We start from the raw sequence: 20,147 nt of genomic DNA, 5'->3' as shown, positions 1-20,147 counted from the left end.
GAGAGTTACCCTGGGTAAGCAAGGTGCCACTCGATAGCTGAGGCTCCTTCGCGGACACAAGCCAGCGATCCCAAACGTCGAGAGACGCCCCGGATCAGGACAGACCACCCCGGCCTAAGGGGTGATCCCGATTGGCTCCCAGCGGATTCCGCAGGGTCACGACGCGAAGTGCCAAAGGTCTGACGAGGAGGGGCAATCATCGGCAAAATGCCGAACCTCTCTTGTTCTGCGGTTTTGAATGCCGCGATGAACTCCGCGCCGCGCTGGAAGACGGGAGTTGAACCATGAGTTCTGGTCATCAACCCTGTCCCGCGCCCGATCAATCGATTCGCTGACCGCAACGCGTTTCGCTGCACTGCGCGCGGGACTTGACCCCGAGCCTTAGAACACCCTTCGCCGACCGCTGCCCAGCAGCCCTCGGTTGCGCTTCGACGCGCCCCAAACACCGCACCTCGATGACCCCTGCCCAAAACAGGGAAGAAACTCAGGAATCATGACCCTCGATACCAGCACCAATCAAACTGCCAATTCGGCCGTCCTCGATTCGGCCCACACCGGAGACATCAAAGGCGCCCTCGGAACCATTTCCGTCAATGACAATGCCCCGCGGGGCACGCTCAAGGCCCGGCTGAAGACCCTGATCGCAATCGTGGGCCCCGGCCTGATCGTGATGGTCGGGGACAACGATGCCGGCGCATTCAGCACCTACACCGAAGCCGGCCAGAACTACGGGACCGCATTGCTGTGGACCCTGCTGCTCCTGATCCCGGTGCTCTACGTCAACCAGGAGATGGTGCTCCGGCTGGGCGCGGTGACCGGCGTCGGCCACGCCAGGCTGATCCTGGAGCGGTTCGGGAAGTTCTGGGGGGCGTTCAGTGTGATCGACCTCTTCCTGCTCAACGCGCTGACCATCGTCACCGAATTCATCGGGATCAGCCTGGGCTTGAGCTACCTCGGCGTGCCGCAGATCCCGGGGGTGATCATCGCGACCATCGTGATCATCATCGCGGCGAGCACCGGCTCGTTCCGGCGCTTCGAGCGGGCCTGCCTGATTCTGGTGCTGGGTTCGCTGCTGCTGATTCCGATCGTGCTCGCAGTGCATCCGCCGATCGGCCAGATCGCCCGCGATTTCTTCATCCCGGGGCTGCCCGCCGGTTCCGACCTGTCCACCGTGATGCTGCTGATCATCGGCATCGTGGGCACCACGGTGGCGCCCTGGCAGTTGTTCTTCCAACAGAGCTACCTGATCGACAAGCGGATCACCCCGCGGTTCCTGAAGTACAGCAAGGTGGACCTGTGGGTGGGCATCGTGATCGTGATCGTCGGCGCTGCCGCGATGATGTCCTTCGCCGCAGCGACGTTCGCCGGAACTGAGGGATTCGGGAATTTCACCGATGTGCTAGGCGTGGCGCAGGGCCTGGAAGCGAAGGCCGGCGAAGTCTTCGGGGTGCTCTTCGCGATCGCCCTGATCGACGCCTCGATCATCGGTGCGGCCGCCGTCGGGCTGTCCACCTCCTACGCCCTCGGCGACGTGCTGGGCTTGAAGCATTCGCTGCACCGCAAGCCCTCCGAGGCCAAAGGGTTCTACGCGGTGTTCGCCGGAATCCTGGTGGGCGCTGCGGCCATCGTGCTGATCCCGGGCAGCCCCTTGGGCCTGCTCACGGTCGGCGTCCAAGTCCTGGCCGGTGTGCTGTTGCCCTCGGCCACGGTCTTCCTGCTGCTGCTGTGCAACGACCGGGAAGTGCTCGGGCCGTGGGTCAACCGGAAGCTGATGAACGTCTTCACGGTGATCGTGATCGCGGTGCTGGTCATGCTTTCGCTCGTGCTCACCGTGGGCGTGCTCTTCCCGGATCTGCCCGAAGCGATCATCATCGGAATCCTGCTCGGCGGCTCGGCGATCACCGCGATCGGCGGTCTGGTCTGGTTCGTGGTGCGCAAAAAGACCCCGTTGAGCGAAGCCGTGGTGCAGGAGCGCCAGGCCGAATTCGCCCAGCGGAACACCTGGCGGATGCCGCCGCTGGCGCTGCTGGCCAAGCCGAAGCTCTCGGCCGGCAACCGGATCGGGCTCAGCGTGCTCCGCGGCTACCTGGTGCTGGCCATGGTGCTGGTCGTCGTCCGCGTCGTGCAACTGGCCTTGGGCGGTTCCTGAGCTCTGGCCAGGAACCGCGGAGAAGCCGAATCTCACAGAGAGAGAAAACCATGCTGCTTTCGAACATGTTGAAAAAACCGGTCATCACCAAGGACGGCCGCCCGGTCGGCGTGCTGGCCGACGTGATCGTGCACCTGACCGCACAGGACTATCCGCGGCTGTCCGGGATCGTGCTGCGGCTGGGCTCCGGAACGGTGTTCCTGCCGATCGACCAGATCCTGGATGTCAATGCGGAGGGCTTGGCCCTGGTTGCCGCGACCGTGGATCTGCGGCCCTTCCAACGCCGGCTCGGCGAAGTACTGCTGCGGGCCGATGTGCTCGGCTGCCGGGCGATCGACGTCGAACAGGCGGAGTTGGTTCGGGTGTACGACGTAGACCTCGCTCGGACCGCGGAGGGCTGGGCGGCCGTCGGCCTGGACACGCGCAAAACCAGTTGGTGGGACCGTGGGACGCAACCGCACGCCTTGCGCGATTGGCGGGACTTCGAACCGCTGGTGGGGTTCCCGGGTGGCTCGCCGTCCCGGGACCGGGACCGTCTGGCCCGGCTGAAAGCCGCGCAGCTGGCGGATTTGATCGAGCAGGCTTCCGGGCCGGAACAAGCGGACCTGACCGCTTGGGTGAGTTCCGATCCGGAACTGGAGGCCGACGTCTTCGAGGAACTGCACCGGGACGAACAGCACAGCCTGTTCGCGCTCCGTGCGGACTCCGAAGTCGCCGGGTTGCTCGCCCGGATGCAGCCGGACGATGCCGCCGATGCGCTGATGGAACTCGCCCAAGATCGCCGCGCCGAAGTGCTCGCCCAGATTCCGCCCAGCCAGCGGGTGCAGATCACCCGGCTGCTCAAGTACAACCCGACCACGGCCGGCGGGATGATGGTGCCCGACTTTCTCCAGTTTCCCGCCGATACGACCGTGGGCGTAGCGATTTCCGCGGTGCAGCATGCGGAGCAACAGCAACCGGAAGCCAGTTTGAGCCTGTACAGCGTGGACCGCGAGGACCGGCTGGTCGCGGTCCTGGGCCTGGTCGCGGCCTTGCGGCTGCCAGCGGAGACGTTGCTGCTGCATGCTGCCGAGCCCTACCCGGTGTCGGTGCCGGCCGACGCCGAGGCCGAGGAGCTCTGCCGCACCATGGCAGACCACAACCTGTTGCTGCTGCCGGTCGTCGACGAGGAGCGCCGGATCCTCGGTGTGGTCACCGTGGACGACGCACTCGCGGTTGCGCACAGCACCGCCCTGGCCGCCCGCTGAGCGGCCGCATCCCAGCCCGAATCACGATTTCCAGGAGACCGACATGCAGAACACCTCGCCCAGGACCTTGACTCCGCCGGGTCCGTCGAACCCGCCGGGGCAAAGCCGGACCCCCGCGAAGAACCGCCGCGCACTCGCCAAAAGCGCCCGGCAGAACGCCCGGCTGAATGCCAAGCTGGCGGAACGGGCCGAATCGATGGCAGTCGCCGCAGTCAAACCGCCGGAACAGCTGCTGGAGCGGCTGGGCAGCGGGATGCGCGGCCTGGACCAGCTCAAGGTCCAAGTCCGGCAGGAACGCTACGGCCGCAACGAAGTCAACCATGACCGTCCCGAGCCGGCTTGGCTGCAGCTGCTGTCCGCATTCAACAACCCCTTCGTCTTGATCCTGTGCTTCCTCGCCGTGGTGATGGCGTTGACCGACATCGTGTTCGCAGATCCGGAAGAGGGCCCTTCATTCAAGGGCGTGGTCACCCTCGGCGTCATGGTGCTGGTTTCGGTGGGCATGCGGTTCTGGCAGGAATACCGTTCCGGCAAGGCCGCGCAAGCCCTGCAATCGATGGTGCAGACCACCACCGCGGTGACCCGGCAGAACGACTTCGGCGATCCGGTGACCCGGGAGATCCCGATCGAGGACGTCGTCCCGGGGGACATCGTGGAACTGGCGGCCGGTGACATGATCCCGGCCGATGTGCGGTTCCTGCGCACCAAAGACCTGCAGATCAATGAAGGCATGCTCACCGGCGAATCGCTGCCGAATGAGAAGTCCCCGGTCACCGCCCAGGAGATCACCGCGAGCAATTTGCTGTCGGCGGACAGTCTGGGCTTCATGGGCACCTCGGTGATCTCCGGAAGCGGCACCGCGGTCGTGGTGCACACCGGGTCCGAAACCTACTTCGGCGCGATGAGCGCGCAACTGGCCGGGAAGCGGCCGGAGACCAGCTTCGACCAAGGCGTGAAAAAGGTCAGTTTCCTGCTGGTCAAGTTCATGCTGGTCATGGTGCCGCTGGTGTTCCTGATCAACGGGTTGACCAAGGACTGGACCAGCGCGTTCCTCTTCGGTCTGGTGACCGCCGTGGGCCTGACGCCGGAAATGCTGCCGATGATCGTCACCGCGAACCTCGCCCGGGGCGCGGTGAAGATGTCCAAACACCAGGTCATCGTGAAGCGGCTTAACGCGATCCAGAACCTCGGCGCGATGGATGTGCTCTGCACCGACAAGACCGGGACGCTGACCGAGGACCGGATCGTGTTGGAACGGCACCTCGACGTGCACGGGACGTCGAGCCTGCGGGTGCTCCGGATGGCTGCGGCCAACGCCCGGTTCCAAACCGGTCTGCGCAATCTGCTGGACCGGGCGGTGCTGGATGCTGCCGGGCCGGAGATCCTGGCCGAAATGGACGGTGCTTACCGGTTGATCGATGAAGTCCCGTTCGACTTCTCGCGGCGCCGGATGACCGTGGTGCTCGAGGGCGGAACCGCGCCCCTGATGATCACCAAGGGTGCGGTGGAGGAAGTCCTGGACGTGTGCAGCAGCGTGCTGGTCAAAGGCCACCCGCATCCGCTGACGCCGGACCGGCGGGCGGAACTCGCCGAGCTGGTCGCGGCCCAGAACGCGGAGGGAATGCGGGTCCTGGCGCTGGCGACCGCGCCCGGCTCGCACCGCGAGGATTATTCGGTGGCCGATGAGAAAGAGATGACCCTGCTCGGGTTCCTGTCCTTCCTCGACCCGCCCAAAGCTTCCGCCGCTTCGGCGATCGAGGCCCTGCGCCGGCACGGTACCGCGGTGAAAGTGATCACCGGGGACAACGAGCTGGTCGCCCGGACCGTGTGCCGGCAAGTCGGCATCGAGACCGATGCGCCCGGTTCGCTGCTGACCGGCAGCGAGATCGAAGCGCTCGACGACGCACAGCTCGCCGAGGCGGTGGAAGGCACCGCGGTGTTCGCGAAAGTGAACCCGATGCAGAAGGCCCGGATCGTGGAACAGCTGCAAGCCAACGGGCATACCGTCGGCTTCATGGGCGACGGGATCAACGATGCCGCCGCCTTGCGTGCCGCCGACGTCGGAATCTCGGTGGACACCGCGGTGGACATCGCGCGGGAATCCGCGGACATCATCCTGCTGCAGAAGGACTTGATGGTGCTCGAGGCCGGAATCCAGGAGGGCCGGCGCACCTTCGGGAACATCATCAAGTACATCAAGATGACCGCGAGCTCGAACTTCGGCAATATGTTCTCGGTGCTGGTGGCTTCCGCGCTGCTGCCGTTCATCCCGATGATCCCGGTGGTGGTGCTGCTGCAGAACTTGGTGTACGACCTCTCGATGCTTTCGCTGCCCTGGGACAAGGTGGACAAGGAGTACCTGGCCAAGCCGCAGAAATGGGAAACCAAGGGGCTGGCCCGGTTCATGGTCACCATCGGCCCGATTTCCTCGGTGTTCGACCTGAGCACTTTCGCGCTGATGTGGTTCGTTTTCGGTGCCAATTCGCCGGACCAAGCGGCACTGTTCCAGTCCGGCTGGTTCATCGAATCGTTGATTTCGCAGACCTTGATCGTGCACATGATCCGCACCGGGAAGATCCCGTTCGTACAGTCCCGGGCATCGTGGCCGGTGTTGCTGCTGACCGGTGCTGCCTGTGTTTTCGCCCTGGTGCTGCCGTTCAGCGGATTCGGCCAGTCGTTGGGCCTGGTGGCTTTGCCCTGGACCTACTTCCCGTGGCTGATCGGCACCTTGGCGGCGTACTGCCTGCTGACCCAAGGCATCAAAGTGCTGTTCATCCGGCGCTACGGCCGGTGGCTGTGAGCCGAGCCAGCGAGTGGGCAGGTCTGCAGGTCAAAACCCTGGTTTGACCTGCAGACCTGCCCACTCGACGGGGGTATTTGAGCGTCATCGACACATGGTGGAAACATCCGTTGCCTAGCATTGCTGCTCAAGACGATGCTGCAACGAAAGGCCGGCCATGCGAGGAATTGGATCGACGGCAACCGTCCTGCTCACCGGAGTGACCTTGCTGCTGGTGTCCTGGGGATTGTTCGTCGCCGTGGTGTTGCCGGGAAACTACCGGGCCGGTGATACGGCGCTGGGCTTAGGTGTTGCGCTCACAGCTTTCGGCCTGGGTATGCGGCACGCTTTCGACGCCGACCATATTGCGGCGATCGACAATGCCACCCGCAAGCTCATCGGCGAAGGCAGAAACGCCTCCGCGGTCGGTTTGTGGTTTGCGCTGGGCCACTCCACGGTGGTTTTGGCCGCTGTCGGACTGGTCAGCTTCGGCGTCTCCGGACTGATCGGCCAGATCGGAGACGAAGATTCCGCGCTCGCCGGCTTCACCGGAGTCTGGGGTCCGGCGGTCTCCGGTAGCTTCCTGCTGCTGATCGCGGCGGTCAACCTGGTCGCCCTGATCGGAGTGCTGCGCAGACTGCGGGCCGGTGAGCAGAACGAGGGCTTTTCCGGCGGACTGATGTACCGGTTGATCGCGAAATTCGGCCGGACCATCGATCGGCCCTGGAAGATGTACGTCGTCGGCCTGCTCTTCGGCCTGGGCTTCGACACCGCGTCCTCGATCACCCTGATGCTGCTGGCCGGTGGCGCCGGGATCGTGATGCCGTGGTTTGCCGCGATGGTGTTCCCGCTGTTGTTCACCGCGGGCATGGTCTGCTGCGACGGGTTGAACAGCATCGCGATGTCGCGGGCTTATCAGTGGACGGTTGATCGGCCCGGCCGCCGGGCTTCGTACAACATCGTGCTGATCAGCGTCTCGATTGCGGTGGCTTTCCTGGTGGGCAGCGTTGCGCTCAGCTCGGTGCTGGTCGACTGGCTGGCGATCCAGAGCGGCCCGCTCGCGCTGCTGGCCGGATTGGATCTGAGCTGGTTCGGCTTCGCCGTCGTGGGCCTAATGCTGGCCCTCTGGGCTGCCAGCCTCGTCATGAGCCGGAGGACGCCCCGCAGCTCCTACGCCTGAGCCGATTTCGTCAGACCGCACCGATGGCGGTCTCGACTTGCACTTATGAAGCCTTACCCCTTGCCGAGCAGCAAAAGCTTCCCGGGGATGCGGAACTGACGACGGTTTTGAATTCAGTGGACGCGGCGTAGCGCTCGCAACGGAAATCCACTTCAGCCCAGCAGTTGTTCTCGCCACTGCTCGAAAACCGGCTCGACCACGACGGCGGCCTCGGCGGCGCCGTCGGCCAGACTGCGGAACAGACAGCCTTCACGCTCCAAAATGAAAATGCCGCGCTGCGGAGGTGCCGAAACTCCGGGTCGGAAACCGGCGGCGAGAACGCTGTCGATGACTTTGCTCGAGCCCAGCACCGCGGCTTCCGAGATTGCCTGGCCAAAGGGGTCCGCCCGGATATGCAGATCCTCCACGAGGAACTCGCCAGTGGCATCCCAGACGCGGTTCCGCATCCGCAGCCCGCCGCCGGCGTCCTCAGCCCGACCCGCGACAAGCGTTTCCCGCAACAACAACCGGGCAGCCGGAGCCAGTTCGATCTCCGTTCTCCGGTCCACATTTGCACCTGCCGAAACCACAAAGGGGGCCCCGTGGTAAACCAAAGCGGAGCCCGGGCCGAGGCATGCCGACAAAGTCCAGGAACTCCCTTCGCCGTCCGCGTCATAGGCGACCAGCCCAGCCGGTTCCACGAGTTCCAAGGAAATCCCCGGGCCGAGCGTCACCTCCAACCGCACGGCATCGCCGCCCAACAGCATCATCCTGACACCGATCAAAGCCACCCGGAGCGCGGCCCCGGTGGAGTGGACCGGCCGCGCCGCCAAAAACTCTCCGCGGTCCAGCAGCGTCAGGGTTGGCACACCGTTGCGCAATTCCGCTCGGATCCGGGTGGGTCGGGATCCAACTCCGATCTGCTCGGCGGGCGCGGTCTCAATGCGAATGAACAGTACCGTCGTCGGCATGACTGTGAACCACTTCCATGCCTCCTTCGTCGGCATGGAAGTGCGGTGCCATCGGCCCGGGGTCCAGCGGATCGTGCTCTCCGGAACGGTAGCGGGCCAGGAGCCAATGGACCCAGGCTTTGAGCTCGACGACGGTTTCCGGCAGGTTTTTGGACAGCGCCAGCACCGGAGCGCCGTCCCGGGCTCCGGAGGCGTCGGCGACCATCCCGGCCACGTCCACTTCGACGTGCGGTGCCAAGTCGATTTTGTTGACCACGAGCAGATCGGCGCGTGCGATGCCCGGTCCGCCCTTGCGGGCCACGTCGCCGCCGCCGGCCACGTCGAGCACGAACAATTGCGCATCCACCAGGGCGGGGGAGAAGGTCGCGGTGAGATTGTCACCGCCGCTCTCCACCAGGACCAGGTCCAACGGCGCGCAGTCTTGCTCCAGGTCTTCGACCGCGAGCAGGTTCGCGGTGACATCGTCCCGGATCGCGGTATGCGGGCAGGCCCCGGTTTCCACCGAGCGGATCCGCTCTGCGGGCAGCACCCCCTCCGCGCGCAGGAACCGGGCGTCCTCATCGGTGTAGATGTCGTTGGTGACCACGCCGATCCGCAATTCATCGGCCAGCGCTCGGCAGATCGTCGCGATCAGCGAACTTTTTCCGGTACCGACCGGGCCGGCAACGCCCAGCCGGAAAGCACGGACTCCAGGTTCTTCAAGCAATGAACAGCCTCCTTGTTCTTGTGCCGTGGTCTTGCGACCACTGCTCCATCCAGGGCGCACTCGCCGCTGGCAAATCCCGGATCGAATCCGTATCGAGGGCCTGGCAGACCACGGCGTCGATCAGTTCCGCGGAGTCCAGGACCCACTTCGTAGCCACTGCCGGGTCCATCGGCAGCAATTTGAGCGCTGCTGCCGCGACGGACTGCGCTTCGTCGTAACAGCAGGCCAGAGCCGCGCCGGAGGCGTCGGAACCGAGGACGGCAGCCAACACGCCCAAAGCGATGGGCCGGCTCGGTGCGGGCAAACAAGTTGCGAGCATGCCCAGTGGCTCCGTCGCGGGGTACAAGCTGCGGCCAAGCCGCAGCAGCCCGCGACCGAGTTGCCGGCTGGCCTGCCGCATCGCTGGAGCCGGGGTCCGGGCCGTCAGCGCGGCTTCCAGTTCCACGAACCTCGAAACTTTGTCGACTTGGGCGGCCTCGTTGGCGATCCGGTGCGCCAGTACCGCGGCGGAAGCGTCCAGTGCCGCCGTCGTGCGTAATCTGGACTGCAAGTATCCCGGCACCTGGCCGGCCGGCAGCCCGCCGAGCAACGCAGCCTCCAAACCGGATGAATGCGCGTGGGCCCCGGTAGGCAGCCGTGCATCGGCCAACAGCAGCCCGGCCAAAGAAGCCTTCATCCCGGACTCCGCTCAGAACAGCGCATAGCGCTGGGTCAGCGGCAGTTCAGTCGCCGGTTCGGGCACGATCAGGGTGCCATCCACGGTGACCAGGAAAGTCTCCGAGTCCACTGAGATCTCCGGCATCGCAGAGTTGTTCGGCAGGTCCTGCTTGCCGATTCCCCGGGTCGAGCGGAGCGCGGTGAGCCGACGGCGCAGCCCCAATCGATCGGCCAGCCCGTCATCCAAAGCGGCTTGCGAGACGAAGTTCGTGCTCAACGTCGGCGCCGACGACGCCGAGCCGGCCAAGGCCTCGCGCATCCATACCGGTTGCGGCGTCGGCAGTGAAGCATTCGGATCGCCCATCTGCCCGGCGACGATTGCCCCGCCCTTGATCACCAGGGATGGCCGGATCGCGAAGAACGCCGGATCCCAGAGCACCAGATCGGCGATTTTCCCGACCTCGATCGAGCCGACCTCGGCATCGATGCCGTGCGCGACCGCGGGGCAGATGGTGTACTTGGCCACATAGCGTTTGGCCCGTTCGTTGTCCGCCGGTTGGCTGCTGTTGCCGCCCAGGTGGTTTTTCATCACGTGCGCCACCTGCCAGGTCCGGGTGATGGTCTCGCCGATCCGACCCATTGCCTGTGCATCGGAAGAAGTGATGGACAGTGCGCCCAGATCGTGCAGCACGTCTTCGGCCATCATCGTGGTGCCCCGGATCCGGGACTCGGCGAAAGCCAAATCTTCGGGGATCCGGGGGTTCAGATGGTGGCAGACCATCAGCATGTCCAGGTGTTCCGCCACCGTGTTCACCGTGAACGGCAAGGTCGGATTGGTGGAGGCGGGCAGCACGTTCGGCGAACTGGCCACCGAGATGATGTCCGGTGCATGCCCGCCGCCGGCGCCCTCGGAGTGGAAAATATGGATGCCGCGTCCGGCGATCGCCGCCAAGGTGTGCTGCACGAATCCGGCCTCATTGAGCGAATCGGCATGCAGGGCCACCTGCAGATCCCAGGTTTCAGCGGCCCGCAAAGCCGCGTCCAAGGCGGCCGGGGTGGAACCCCAATCCTCGTGCACCTTGAGCCCGGCGGCACCGGAGAGTGCTTGTTCGGCGAGCGCTTCGGCACTGACGGTATTGCCCTTGCCATAGATCAGGAAGTTCATCGGCACCGCGTCCAAAGCCCGATGCATGGTCTCCAGATGCCATGGCCCAGGCGTGACCGTGGTGGCTTTGGAGCCTTCCGCCGGGCCGGTACCGCCGCCGCCCACCGTGGTGATGCCGGACGCCAGGGCTTCGCGCAAAGCCTCGGTGCCGAGCAGGTGGACGTGGGTATCGATGCCGCCCGCGGTCAGAATTTTTCGTTCTCCGGAGATGATCTCGGTGCCGGCTCCGATCACCAACGCAGGATGCACTCCGTCCATGATGTCCGGGTTGCCGGATTTGCCGAGGCCGACGATCCGGCCGCCTTTGATGCCGACGTCGGCCCGGACAATGCCCCAGTGCTCCAGGACGACGACGTTCGTGATCACCAGATCGGGGGCGCCGGCTGAGCCGTTGCGCGCGGTGGAAGCCCGGGTGGACTGCGCCATCGATTCGCGGATGTTCTTTCCACCTCCGAAAACCGATTCATCCCCGCCGATGGTGAAGTCTTGTTCCGGCGAGATCCACAGATCGGTATCCGCCAACCGGATATGGTCGCCCACGGTGGGGCCGAAAAGGTGTGCGTAGTCATTCCGACTGATCGAAGCCATCGCTCAGCCCGCTTCCGGAGCGATCTGCAGACCGGGAACCACACGGGCCCCGGCCAGGGCAACCAGCGTGACGTGCCGGGATGCTCCGGGTTCGAAGCGGACCGCCGTGCCTGCGGGGACATCCAAACGGAAACCCTGTGCCGAGCTGCGGTCGAATTCGAGTGCGGAATTGACCTGGGCGAAGTGGAAGTGCGAGCCGATCTGAACCGGCCGGTCACCGGTGTTCTGCACCGTCATGATGCGCTTCTCCCGGCCGGCATTGAGTTCGATGCGGCCTGCAGCGGCCCGGATCTCCCCGGGAACCATGTTGCCAGGGACAGTCCGCGCCTCGACTGGGGTCTCGCTCATATGATCGGCTCGGTCAAGGTCACGAGTTTCCGGCCGTCCGGGAAAGTTGCTTCCATCTGCAAGTCCGGGATCATCTCCGGCACGCCCGCCATCACCTCGGCCCGGCTCAGTACGGTTCGGCCGTCGCGCATCAGGTCCGCGACCAGCGCCCCTTCGCGGGCTCGTTCGATGATCCAACAGGAAAGCAGAGCCACCGACTCCGGGTAGTTGAGCAGCAATCCGCGTTGCCGCCGGTCCCGGGCGACGATCCCGGCGACCTGCAGCAGCAACTTGTCCTGGTCCGAAGGGGTCAACAGCATGCCCTTCAGTGTGGCACCGAAGTGTTTCAGACAGATGAACTGTTTCCGGCAGATGAATCGGGCCGAAACAAGGACGTCGTACTTCTGAGACTCGAATGAAACCTGAGCCGGAAACAATGGACGAATCCCCGCTCTGCGCGGAGGTGCCGGGCCGGGGGAAGCCGGAGACGAAAGGATGCCGATGACGGTCGACGTCGAGCGAGAACCGAGTGCCGGAGCCGAACCGAACCGGGTGCCGCCCGGGGAGAGCGACGCCGAGGCGGCGGCCAGGGAGTCGCTGGAGGACTACACTTTGCGGTTCGCGCCACGGTCTTTTCGGCGTTGGAGCGCCGGAGTGGTGGCCACCAGCGCCTTGGGCGGCATCGCGTATCTCGCTGACTTCTCGATCGGTGCCAGCATCGGAGTCGGCTATGGGACTCCCAGCGCGTTGTTGGGCATCGTGATTGCCGCCGTGGTGATTTTCGTGACCGGCTTCCCCTTGGCCTATTACGCGGCCCGGTTCAACATCGACCTGGATCTGATCACCCGGGGCTCCGGCTTCGGCTACTACGGTTCGATCCTGACCAATCTCATTTTCGCGAGCTTCACCTTCATCTTCTTCGCCACCGAGGGTGCCATCATGGCCCAAGGCCTGGAGGTGGGCCTGGGCATTCCACGTTGGCTCGGCTACTTGATCACCACGGTCGTCGTGATCCCGCTGGTGATTTTCGGCATGCGCGCGCTGAGCAAGATGCAGGCGTGGACCACTCCGTTCTGGCTTGTGCTGATGGTGGTTCCCCTGGCATACCTGGTGATCAGCCAGCCGCAGACGGTGCAGAACTTCTTCGATTACGCCGGAGCGGACGGTTCCGGCTCCGAGCTCAGCCTGGCCTCCGCGATGCTTGCCGCCGGCGTCTGCCTGTCCTTGATCGCGCAAATCGCCGAGCAGATCGACTATTTGCGTTTCATGCCGCCCAGAACCGATGCGAATCGGCGTTCCTGGTGGGCCGCCGTCGTGATCGCCGGGCCCGGTTGGGTGGTGTTCGGGGCGCTGAAACAGATCATCGGGCTGTTCCTCGGGGTGTATCTGATCGCTTCCCTGGGTGCCGCCCCGAGCACTGCGACCGAGCCGGTCCAACAGTTCCTCGGCGTGTACCGGGAAATGATGCCGGCCTGGCTGGCGATGTTGTTGGCGGTGGTACTGGTGGTGATTTCGCAGATCAAGATCAACGTGACCAACGCCTATTCCGGCTCCTTGGCTTGGACGAACTCCTTCACCAGGGTGACCAAGCGTTATCCGGGCCGGCTGGTTTTCGTGTTGTTCAATCTCGCCATTGCGCTCGCCTTGATGGAATTCAACATGTTCGAAGTGCTGAACCTGATCCTCGGGTTCTATGCCAACTGCGCGATGGCCTGGATCGTCACGGTGGCCACGGACATCGTGGTGAACAAGCACCTGTTGGGGCTTTCGCCGAAGCACCCGGAGTTTCGCCGCGGCATGCTTTATGCGGTCAATCCGGTGGGGGTGCTGTCGGTGCTGCTTTCCGCAGGGGCTTCGATCGCGATGTTCTTCGGGGCCTTCGGATCCGGAGTTCAGCCCTATTCGCCGATCTTCGCGGTGGGCATAGCGCTGGTGGCCACTCCGCTGATGGCGCTGTTGACCCGGGGCAAGTACTACTTGCGGCGGCGCGACGATGGAATCGATCTGCCGATGCTGGATGCTGACGGCAACCCCTCCGCGGAGCGGCTGCGTTGTCATGTCAGCGGTCTCGAATTCGAACGTCCGGATATGCTGCTTTCCGCCGAGCCGGCCCCGGATGGTTCACCGCAGTACATTTCTTCCTTGGCTCTGGCCACCGATCGGTCTGGCCGATACGTGCTTCCGGCGCAACCCTGAGCTCTGCGACTGGGTTGTTGTGAGGTTGTCGCCGGGCAGGGCCGGGGGCGGAGCGGTTGCGCGAGGGGCGGGGTGAGACTTTCCGCGCCGTTCACCCGCCGGCCATCTGGTATCCGAGCGGTGCGCCAAACTGGTACATACAATTCATGGCATGGCTCAAGCACCCAAAAAGGTTTCCGATCTGTCCCGGCGTTATTTCCTCGGCCTCGGCGGGGCGGTGGCGGCAGGTTCGCTGCTGCCGCCGTCGTTCGCCCGGGCGATGGCTGCGCCGCCTGCCCCCGGCGGCCTGTCCGGAGTGGAGCACGTGGTGATCCTGACCCAGGAAAACCGCTCCTTCGACCACTACTTCGGTTCGCTGCGCGGCGTCCAGGGCTTCGCGGACAAAACCGTATTGCCCAAACGCGGCGGTGGGACGGTCTTCAACCAAGCCGGGTTGTTGCCTTTCCTGGCCCGGGACGCGGTCAATTCGGACAACCGGAACATCGAGTACTTGGCGTCCTTGGCGCACAGCTGGGGCGACGGCGTGCAAGCGTCGGGCAACGGCTGGCACGACGAATGGATCAAAGCCAAAGGCAAAAGCACCATGGCCGCCTACAGTCGGCAGGACATCCCCTTCCAATACGAACTCGCGGAGAAATTCACCGTCTGCGACGGCTACTTCTGCTCGGTCCCGGCGGGGACCAGCACCAATCGGAACTACTTGGTCTCCGGATATACCGGCTTCGAGCCCGGTACCAGCAAACGCGCGGTGAAGAACGACGCCTACTCGCCCACGCATCCCGGTTACGAATGGCCGACCTACGCCGAGCGGCTCACCGACGCTGGCGTCAGCTGGACCGTGATGCAGGAATGGGACAACTTCACCGACAACAACATCGAGTACTTCGTGCACTTCAAAAAGGTGGAAAAGCAGGTGCTCTCCCGGGTCTCCGGCGGTTACCGGAACATGGGGGAGTTCTACGACAGGGTCCTGGCGCTTTCCGGCAGCCCGCGCGAGGCGCTGTTGGCCGAGTTGGAAACCTCGGTCGGCAGGCTCAGCGCCGTCGACCGGGCGGACTTCGACCGAGCCTTGCGCCGCGGCCCGGAGGGCTCGTTGGCGGAGCAGTTCCGCAGCGCGGTCGCTGGTGGAACGTTGCCGAAGGTGACTTATCTGGTGGCCAGCGCGGCCGATTGCGAGCACCCCTCGACCTCATCGCCGATCCAGAGTTCGAATCTGACCTACCGGATCCTGGAAGTGCTCGGCGACCATCCGGAGGTCTGGCAGAAGACCGTCTTCATGATCAACTTCGATGAATTCGACGGCTATTTCGACCATGTGCCGCGACCGATGCCGCCGGCGGGGGAAACTGACGAGTACTACCAGGGTGCGGCTCTGGGGCTGGGGTTCCGCGTGCCGATGACCTTGATTTCGCCCTGGACGGTTGGCGGTTGGGTGAGCTCGGAAATCTTCGACCACAGTTCGGTGATCCGGTTCCTGGAGCAATGGACCGGAGTGAAATCGGCCGAGATTTCCGCCTGGCGGCGCACGGCCGTCGGCGATCTGACCAGTGCCTTCAACTTCGAGAGCGCCCCGGTTCCGGCGCTGCCGGCGCTCAGCCAGCCAGGACCGGTGCCGAAGTTCACCGGACGCTGGGGCGCGCAGGCTCCGGCATCGCAACGGATCCCGGATCAAGAACCGGGTGTGCGCCCGGCCCGGGCCGTCCCGTATCAGCCGAATGCCAATTTCTCCTGGACGGCGACCGGCGGGGTGCTCAGCCTGGCGAACACCGGCAGCCGGGCCGCGCACCTGAGCGTTTACGATTTCACCCCGGGAGCGACAGCGCCGAAGCACATCGACGTCTCTGCCGCGCAGGATCTGTCGGTCGCCGGGGATTCGGCCCGGCTGGTGGTGCTCGGGCCCAATCGGTTCCGGCGCGATTTCACCAGTTCCCGCAAGGACCTTTCCGTGGCCTCGACGATCGATCCGGGCAGCCGCACGCTCAGCCTCACAGTGCGCAATCTCGGCTCCGCGCCGATCGAGCTGGTGCTGCGCGACGCGAGCAACGGGACGCTCCTCGGCGGAACTGGAGCTGGAACTGAAACTGGAACTGGGCCCCAGGCCGCAGCTTCCACGGCAACCACGGATTCCGACGCGACAGCTGCAGCTGCCCCGGCGGAATCCGTCACCGTGCCTGCCGGAACCAGCATCAGCCGGGTTGTCGACACCCGGCCGATGCACGGCTGGTACGACATCCGGGTATCCGCTGGGAGCGACGATTATTGGCTCACCGGGCACATCGAAACCGGGGCCGCGAGCATCACCAGCCCCTTCACCCCGGCGGGCCGTTATGCCGTACCGCCGGTCGAGCCGACGACGCCGGTCACGCCCCCGGTGACCCCGCCGGTGACGCCTCCGGTCGCCACGCCGCAGCCCGGTGCGGGGGACGGCGGAAGCGGCGTTCCGGGATCCGGGGGCCAGTCGGGTGTTGGCGGAATCGGCACGGGCAATACCGAACCGCTCGCCAACACCGGATTCCCGGAGTCCGCCGGAACTCTCCTGGGAGCCGGTGCAGGGGCGATCGCCGTCGGTGCGGCAGCCCTGTTGGCGCTGCGCAACCGGAACGATTCCGCATAACGAAATCCCGTGCGCCGGTGGAATACCACCGGCGCACGGGATTTCGTTATGCGGACCTCCAGGATTCGGAACGGCCGGTTCGGTTCAGTCGTCCTTGCCGTCCGCGTGTTTTCCGGAGCTCTTCTCCCGGGCTTTTTCCGCCTGGTCTTTGGCTTGTTCGTTCTGTTCTTTCAGCTGGTGGGCTTGTTCCTGGGCCGGAGTGTGCCCTTCGTGCGCTTCTTGGTTCGGCGAGTGGCCGTCGTGCGAAGCTGCGCCAGGAGCAGGAGCAGGAGCAGGAGCAGGAGCAGGAGCAGGAGCAGGAGCAGGAGCAGGAGCAGGAGCAGGAGCAGCGTGGCTGGAATCCGTCTCCACGCTGCGGACCGCCCCGGTGGCGGCGTCGATCTTGTAATCGAGGTGCTGCGTCTGCCCGGCTCCGGGCCCGAGGTCGATCTCCCAGTAATTGTCCTTCGCGTCGAGCTTTGCGCTCTCCAGAACCGCGCCGGGGGACTGTGCGAGCGCGGTTTGCACGGCCTGGTCCTGGCTGACCGGGCTGCTCCCGGGAGCCGGGGCAGCGGGCTGGGCCGGCGGTTTTTGCGCCGCGGTCGCGACGGCGGCGCTGGCTCGTTGCAGAGCCTCGCCGGTCGACGGAGTTTGCGGGGTCTGCGTTGCGTTCGCGGCCACGGCAATGCCGGCGGTGGTGCCTCCGGCGAGGACGAGGGCTGCGGCCAGGCCGATAGTTGCTTTTTGACGGATCTGCATTTCGCGATGCCTCCTAGGAACTGAAACTGTTGAGTGGATCTGGTGTTTCCATCCTGCGCGGGCGGCGATTATCGGCGGGTAATCCGATGCCTAGCGGGAGGTTAAATCCAGAGCGAAGGCATCCAGGAGCGCTCCGGGGTTTCCGCAACGGCTCAGGAATCGGAGCCCTGGTCTCGATGCGGGGTCTTCGGTTGGGCGGTTTCCTGCAGCCTCGGCAGATCACCGGTGCACAGCACTTCCACATTGAGTTTCACCGACTCGGATTCGAAGGAGAGCTTCGGCGAACCCGGTTTGGCGTCCTCATCGATGCTGAATCCCTGTGCCGCGGTGCTGGAGACGATTTGGGCCACCCCGGCCGAACAGGACGCCAGAACCGTGCCACCGCTGCTGCGCAGCACTGAGGTCGCCGTCGGCGGGGTCGATGTCGGAAGGGGAGCCGGAGCCGTGGCACTGGTGCTGGGAGCCGGAGCCGGGCCGCTGCGCCGGGCTGCTTCGGAAGCCATTCGGTTGTTCCGATCGGCCAGCGACTGGGCCACCTCGGCAGCATTGAGCGGTCGGAGTCCGTTCTGGGCGTTCAAGGCCCCAGAGACCAGCACGCCGACCGTGACCGCAGCGACCGTGACCAGCACCCAGGCGGCCGCAGCGAGGCTGTTCCGGAAGGCGCGTTTGCCGGGCGTGCGGTTCGGGAACCGGGGAAAGCGGAACGGGGCCATCCTCCCAGAATTCCACCGCCGATGTTTCCCCGCGGCTAAGCGAAGCTTAAGGTTCGCTTAAGACTGCCCGGCGACCCGGATACCCGGTGATTCCGCGGTGTCCGCTCACTAGACTGGCGAGATGCCGCACGTTCTGGTGATTGAAGACGATCATGCGATCCGTACGGCCCTGCTGCGGGGGTTGGCCGATCGCGGCTATGCGAGCAGTTCAGCGGCCACCGGGGCCGAGGGCTTGCACCAGAGTCTGACCGGCCAAGCAGATCTGGTGGTCCTGGATTTGGGTCTGCCTGATCTGGACGGGATCAACCTGCTCAAAATGCTGCGCGCCGTCAGCGACGTCCCGGTGGTGGTGGTCACCGCGCGCGACGACGACAGCAGCCTGGTTGCCGCTTTGGAGCACGGCGCCGATGATTATGTGACCAAGCCCTACCGGCTCAATCAGCTGGATGCCCGGATCAAAGCAGTTTTGCGCCGGCGGCAAGGCGAGGAGGACCTGGCCAACATCCGGGTCGGCGAACTCCAGATCGATCTGAAAGGCCGCGCCGTCCGGTTGCGCGACGCCGAACTGCAGCTCACGCCGAAGGAATTCGACCTGCTCGCCTATCTGGCCGCCCGTGCCGGAGTCGTGGTTTCCAAGCGCGAGTTGATCGCTGAAGTCTGGCAGCTGGGCTATGCCGGGGGCGAAAAGACGGTTGACGTGCACCTGTCCTGGTTGCGCCGAAAGCTGGGCGAGGACGCGCACAACGCGCGGTATTTGCACACGGTCCGCGGAGCGGGTGTGAAACTGGTGGACCCGGAGAACGCCTCGCCGCGCACCGGCGGGGCACCGTGAAGGGCCGGATTCTCACGCTGACCGCAGCTGCCATGTCGATTGTGCTGCTCGCCTTTTCGGTGCCCTTGGCCATCTCGATCTGGAACGGCGCAGCCAGCCGGGCGCTCGCCGAGGCGAACGCGCAGATCCAATATCTCGGCGAACTGATGGTCACGGTCGATGCGGCTGCTTTGGACTTGGCAGTCAAGGGGATCAACTCCGGCGGCCAACAAGTCACCGTCTACCTGAGCGACGGCAGCCGGCTGGGAAACCCGGCGGAAGCCAGCAAAGCCGTGGAACTGGCCAAAACCGGGCGCAGCCTGACCGCCGAAACCAAGGGTGGCGCGGAAGTGCTTTACGCGGTCACCGACCGCAGCAACGGGATCAGTGTGATCCGCAGCTTCGTCCCGGACCAGGTGCTCCGGGCGGGTGTGGTCCAGTCCTGGCTCTGGCTCGCGGTCTTGGCGCTGGTGCTCTTCCTGGGCGGGCTGCTGCTTGCCGCGAAATTGGCCGGGACCCTGCTACGGCCGATCGAGGACTTGGTCCGGGTGTCGCAACGGGTCGCCGCCGGCGATCTGGATGCCCGGGTGGAAGTCTCCGGGCCCGAAGAGATCCGCTCCCTGGGTCAGGCGCACAACGATTTGACCCGCCGGATCCGGGTGCTGCTTCAGGAAGAGCGGGAGCGGAGCGCGGATCTTTCGCACCGCTTGCGCACCCCGTTGACCTCGCTCCAATTGGAGATCGACTCGGTCAAGGATGCCGAACTGGCCGAGCGGCTGACCGAACGGGCCCTGGCCCTGGAAGACGCGGTGAGCCACAGCATCGCGCAGGCCCGGCTCAGCGGCAGCGGATCGGAAGCCGGGACTGAATCGTCCGCAGCGGAGATCATCGCCGAACGCCTGCGATTCTGGTCGCCGTTGGCCGCGGACACCGGGCGGACCGTGTCCGCGGGCGAGCTGCCGGCGATTTCGGTGCCGGTCGGCCCGGAAGAATTCGCCGCCTGCATCGACGCCGCGTTCCAGAACTTCTTCATGCACACGCCCAGTGGCTCGAGCCTGGAGATTTCCATGGTCGCCGGCGCTGCCGAAGACCTGTTGTTGATCCGGGACGACGGCCCGGGGCTGCCGGGTGCCGGGGGGCGCGAAGTGCTCCGTCGCGGCGTGAGCGGTTCCGGCAGCACCGGGCTGGGCCTGGACATCATCGCCCGGACTGCGGAGCGAACCGGCGGCCGGTTGGAGCTTGCCGATTCGCCGTCCGGCGGGGCCGAGCTGCGGATCATTTTCGGCCGGTCTTCCAGTGGCCTTTGAGTCAACTTTTGATTCCTTAT

The 20,147-nt window shown here is 65.2% G+C and carries 16 protein-coding genes and 1 riboswitch; of the genes, 8 read left to right on the top strand and 8 right to left on the bottom strand.

Features of this window, described 5'->3' with window-relative positions:
- The first annotated feature begins 22 nt into the window (after nucleotides 1-22).
- Nucleotides 23-197: riboswitch (M-box (ykoK) riboswitch) on the top strand.
- Between the two features lie 296 nt (nucleotides 198-493).
- The 4 genes from JOE69_RS07175 (at nucleotide 494) to JOE69_RS07160 (ending at nucleotide 7,355) form a co-directional block, all read left to right on the top strand.
- A complete protein-coding gene (locus JOE69_RS07175) occupies nucleotides 494-2,149 on the top strand; it encodes an Nramp family divalent metal transporter (RefSeq protein WP_309797332.1) in 1,656 nt (551 codons plus the stop codon).
- A 65-nt stretch (nucleotides 2,150-2,214) separates the two neighbouring features.
- The gene (locus tag JOE69_RS07170; RefSeq protein ID WP_309797330.1) at nucleotides 2,215-3,396 is read left to right on the top strand and encodes a magnesium transporter MgtE N-terminal domain-containing protein; all 1,182 of its coding nucleotides are present in this window, start codon (nucleotides 2,215-2,217) and stop codon (nucleotides 3,394-3,396) included.
- A gap of 43 nt (nucleotides 3,397-3,439) precedes the next feature.
- Entirely contained in the window at nucleotides 3,440-6,196 is a 2,757-nt protein-coding gene (gene mgtA / locus JOE69_RS07165) for a magnesium-translocating P-type ATPase (RefSeq protein WP_309797328.1), read from the top strand.
- Between the two features lie 157 nt (nucleotides 6,197-6,353).
- Nucleotides 6,354-7,355, top strand: coding sequence for a HoxN/HupN/NixA family nickel/cobalt transporter (locus JOE69_RS07160; protein ID WP_309797326.1), 1,002 nt, complete (start codon nucleotides 6,354-6,356; stop codon nucleotides 7,353-7,355).
- 152 nt (nucleotides 7,356-7,507) lie between these two features.
- On the opposite strand, the gene JOE69_RS07155 is transcribed toward JOE69_RS07160, so the two are convergent.
- From JOE69_RS07155 to JOE69_RS07130, 6 genes are read right to left on the bottom strand one after another with little or no spacing between them, the layout of a single operon-like run.
- On the bottom strand, nucleotides 7,508-8,305 hold the full coding sequence (locus tag JOE69_RS07155) for an urease accessory protein UreD (protein WP_309797324.1): 798 nt from the start codon (nucleotides 8,303-8,305) through the stop codon (nucleotides 7,508-7,510).
- Nucleotides 8,274-9,011: an urease accessory protein UreG gene (ureG, locus tag JOE69_RS07150; RefSeq protein WP_309797322.1), complete on the bottom strand. Its 738-nt coding sequence runs from the start codon at nucleotides 9,009-9,011 to the stop codon at nucleotides 8,274-8,276. The genes JOE69_RS07155 and ureG overlap by 32 nt, the downstream gene beginning before the upstream one ends.
- Nucleotides 9,004-9,687 carry an urease accessory protein UreF gene (locus tag JOE69_RS07145; RefSeq protein ID WP_296364362.1) on the bottom strand — a complete coding sequence of 228 codons (684 nt, stop codon included), beginning with the start codon at nucleotides 9,685-9,687 and terminating at the stop codon, nucleotides 9,004-9,006. The genes ureG and JOE69_RS07145 overlap by 8 nt, the downstream gene beginning before the upstream one ends.
- A 12-nt stretch (nucleotides 9,688-9,699) precedes the next feature.
- Complete coding sequence (locus tag JOE69_RS07140; RefSeq protein ID WP_309797319.1) at nucleotides 9,700-11,421, bottom strand: urease subunit alpha; 1,722 nt, start codon at nucleotides 11,419-11,421, stop codon at nucleotides 9,700-9,702.
- Between the two features lie 3 nt (nucleotides 11,422-11,424).
- A complete protein-coding gene (locus JOE69_RS07135; protein WP_309797316.1) occupies nucleotides 11,425-11,769 on the bottom strand; it encodes an urease subunit beta in 345 nt (114 codons plus the stop codon).
- The gene (locus tag JOE69_RS07130; protein ID WP_296364364.1) at nucleotides 11,766-12,068 is read right to left on the bottom strand and encodes an urease subunit gamma; all 303 of its coding nucleotides are present in this window, start codon (nucleotides 12,066-12,068) and stop codon (nucleotides 11,766-11,768) included. Before JOE69_RS07130 ends, JOE69_RS07135 begins: the two co-directional genes overlap by 4 nt.
- A 181-nt stretch (nucleotides 12,069-12,249) precedes the next feature.
- Here JOE69_RS07130 and JOE69_RS07125 point away from each other — a divergent pair, with 181 nt between their 5' ends.
- The gene (locus tag JOE69_RS07125) at nucleotides 12,250-13,944 is read left to right on the top strand and encodes a purine-cytosine permease family protein (protein WP_374709683.1); all 1,695 of its coding nucleotides are present in this window, start codon (nucleotides 12,250-12,252) and stop codon (nucleotides 13,942-13,944) included.
- Nucleotides 13,945-14,095: 151 nt separating this feature from the next.
- Nucleotides 14,096-16,558 (top strand): alkaline phosphatase family protein, encoded by a 2,463-nt coding sequence (locus JOE69_RS07120; protein ID WP_309797309.1) that lies wholly within the window; start codon nucleotides 14,096-14,098, stop codon nucleotides 16,556-16,558.
- 84 nt (nucleotides 16,559-16,642) lie between these two features.
- Here the strand turns inward: JOE69_RS07120 and JOE69_RS07115 are convergent, their stop codons facing one another.
- Both JOE69_RS07115 and JOE69_RS07110 read right to left on the bottom strand, forming a co-directional pair.
- Complete coding sequence (locus JOE69_RS07115; RefSeq protein WP_309797307.1) at nucleotides 16,643-17,296, bottom strand: PepSY domain-containing protein; 654 nt, start codon at nucleotides 17,294-17,296, stop codon at nucleotides 16,643-16,645.
- A gap of 152 nt (nucleotides 17,297-17,448) precedes the next feature.
- Nucleotides 17,449-18,009, bottom strand: coding sequence for a hypothetical protein (locus JOE69_RS07110; RefSeq protein ID WP_309797305.1), 561 nt, complete (start codon nucleotides 18,007-18,009; stop codon nucleotides 17,449-17,451).
- Between the two features lie 121 nt (nucleotides 18,010-18,130).
- On the opposite strand from JOE69_RS07110, the gene JOE69_RS07105 reads away from it, so the two are divergent.
- Together JOE69_RS07105 and JOE69_RS07100 are read left to right on the top strand one after the other, a co-directional pair.
- Nucleotides 18,131-18,841: a response regulator transcription factor gene (locus tag JOE69_RS07105; RefSeq protein ID WP_309797304.1), complete on the top strand. Its 711-nt coding sequence runs from the start codon at nucleotides 18,131-18,133 to the stop codon at nucleotides 18,839-18,841.
- Nucleotides 18,838-20,127 carry a HAMP domain-containing sensor histidine kinase gene (locus JOE69_RS07100; RefSeq protein ID WP_309797302.1) on the top strand — a complete coding sequence of 430 codons (1,290 nt, stop codon included), beginning with the start codon at nucleotides 18,838-18,840 and terminating at the stop codon, nucleotides 20,125-20,127. Before JOE69_RS07105 ends, JOE69_RS07100 begins: the two co-directional genes overlap by 4 nt.
- Nucleotides 20,128-20,147 lie beyond the last annotated feature (20 nt).

It is taken from the genome of Arthrobacter russicus (assembly GCF_031454135.1).
GTDB lineage: Bacteria > Actinomycetota > Actinomycetes > Actinomycetales > Micrococcaceae > Renibacterium > Renibacterium russicum.
This window is presented reverse-complemented; position numbering and strand designations above follow the sequence as displayed.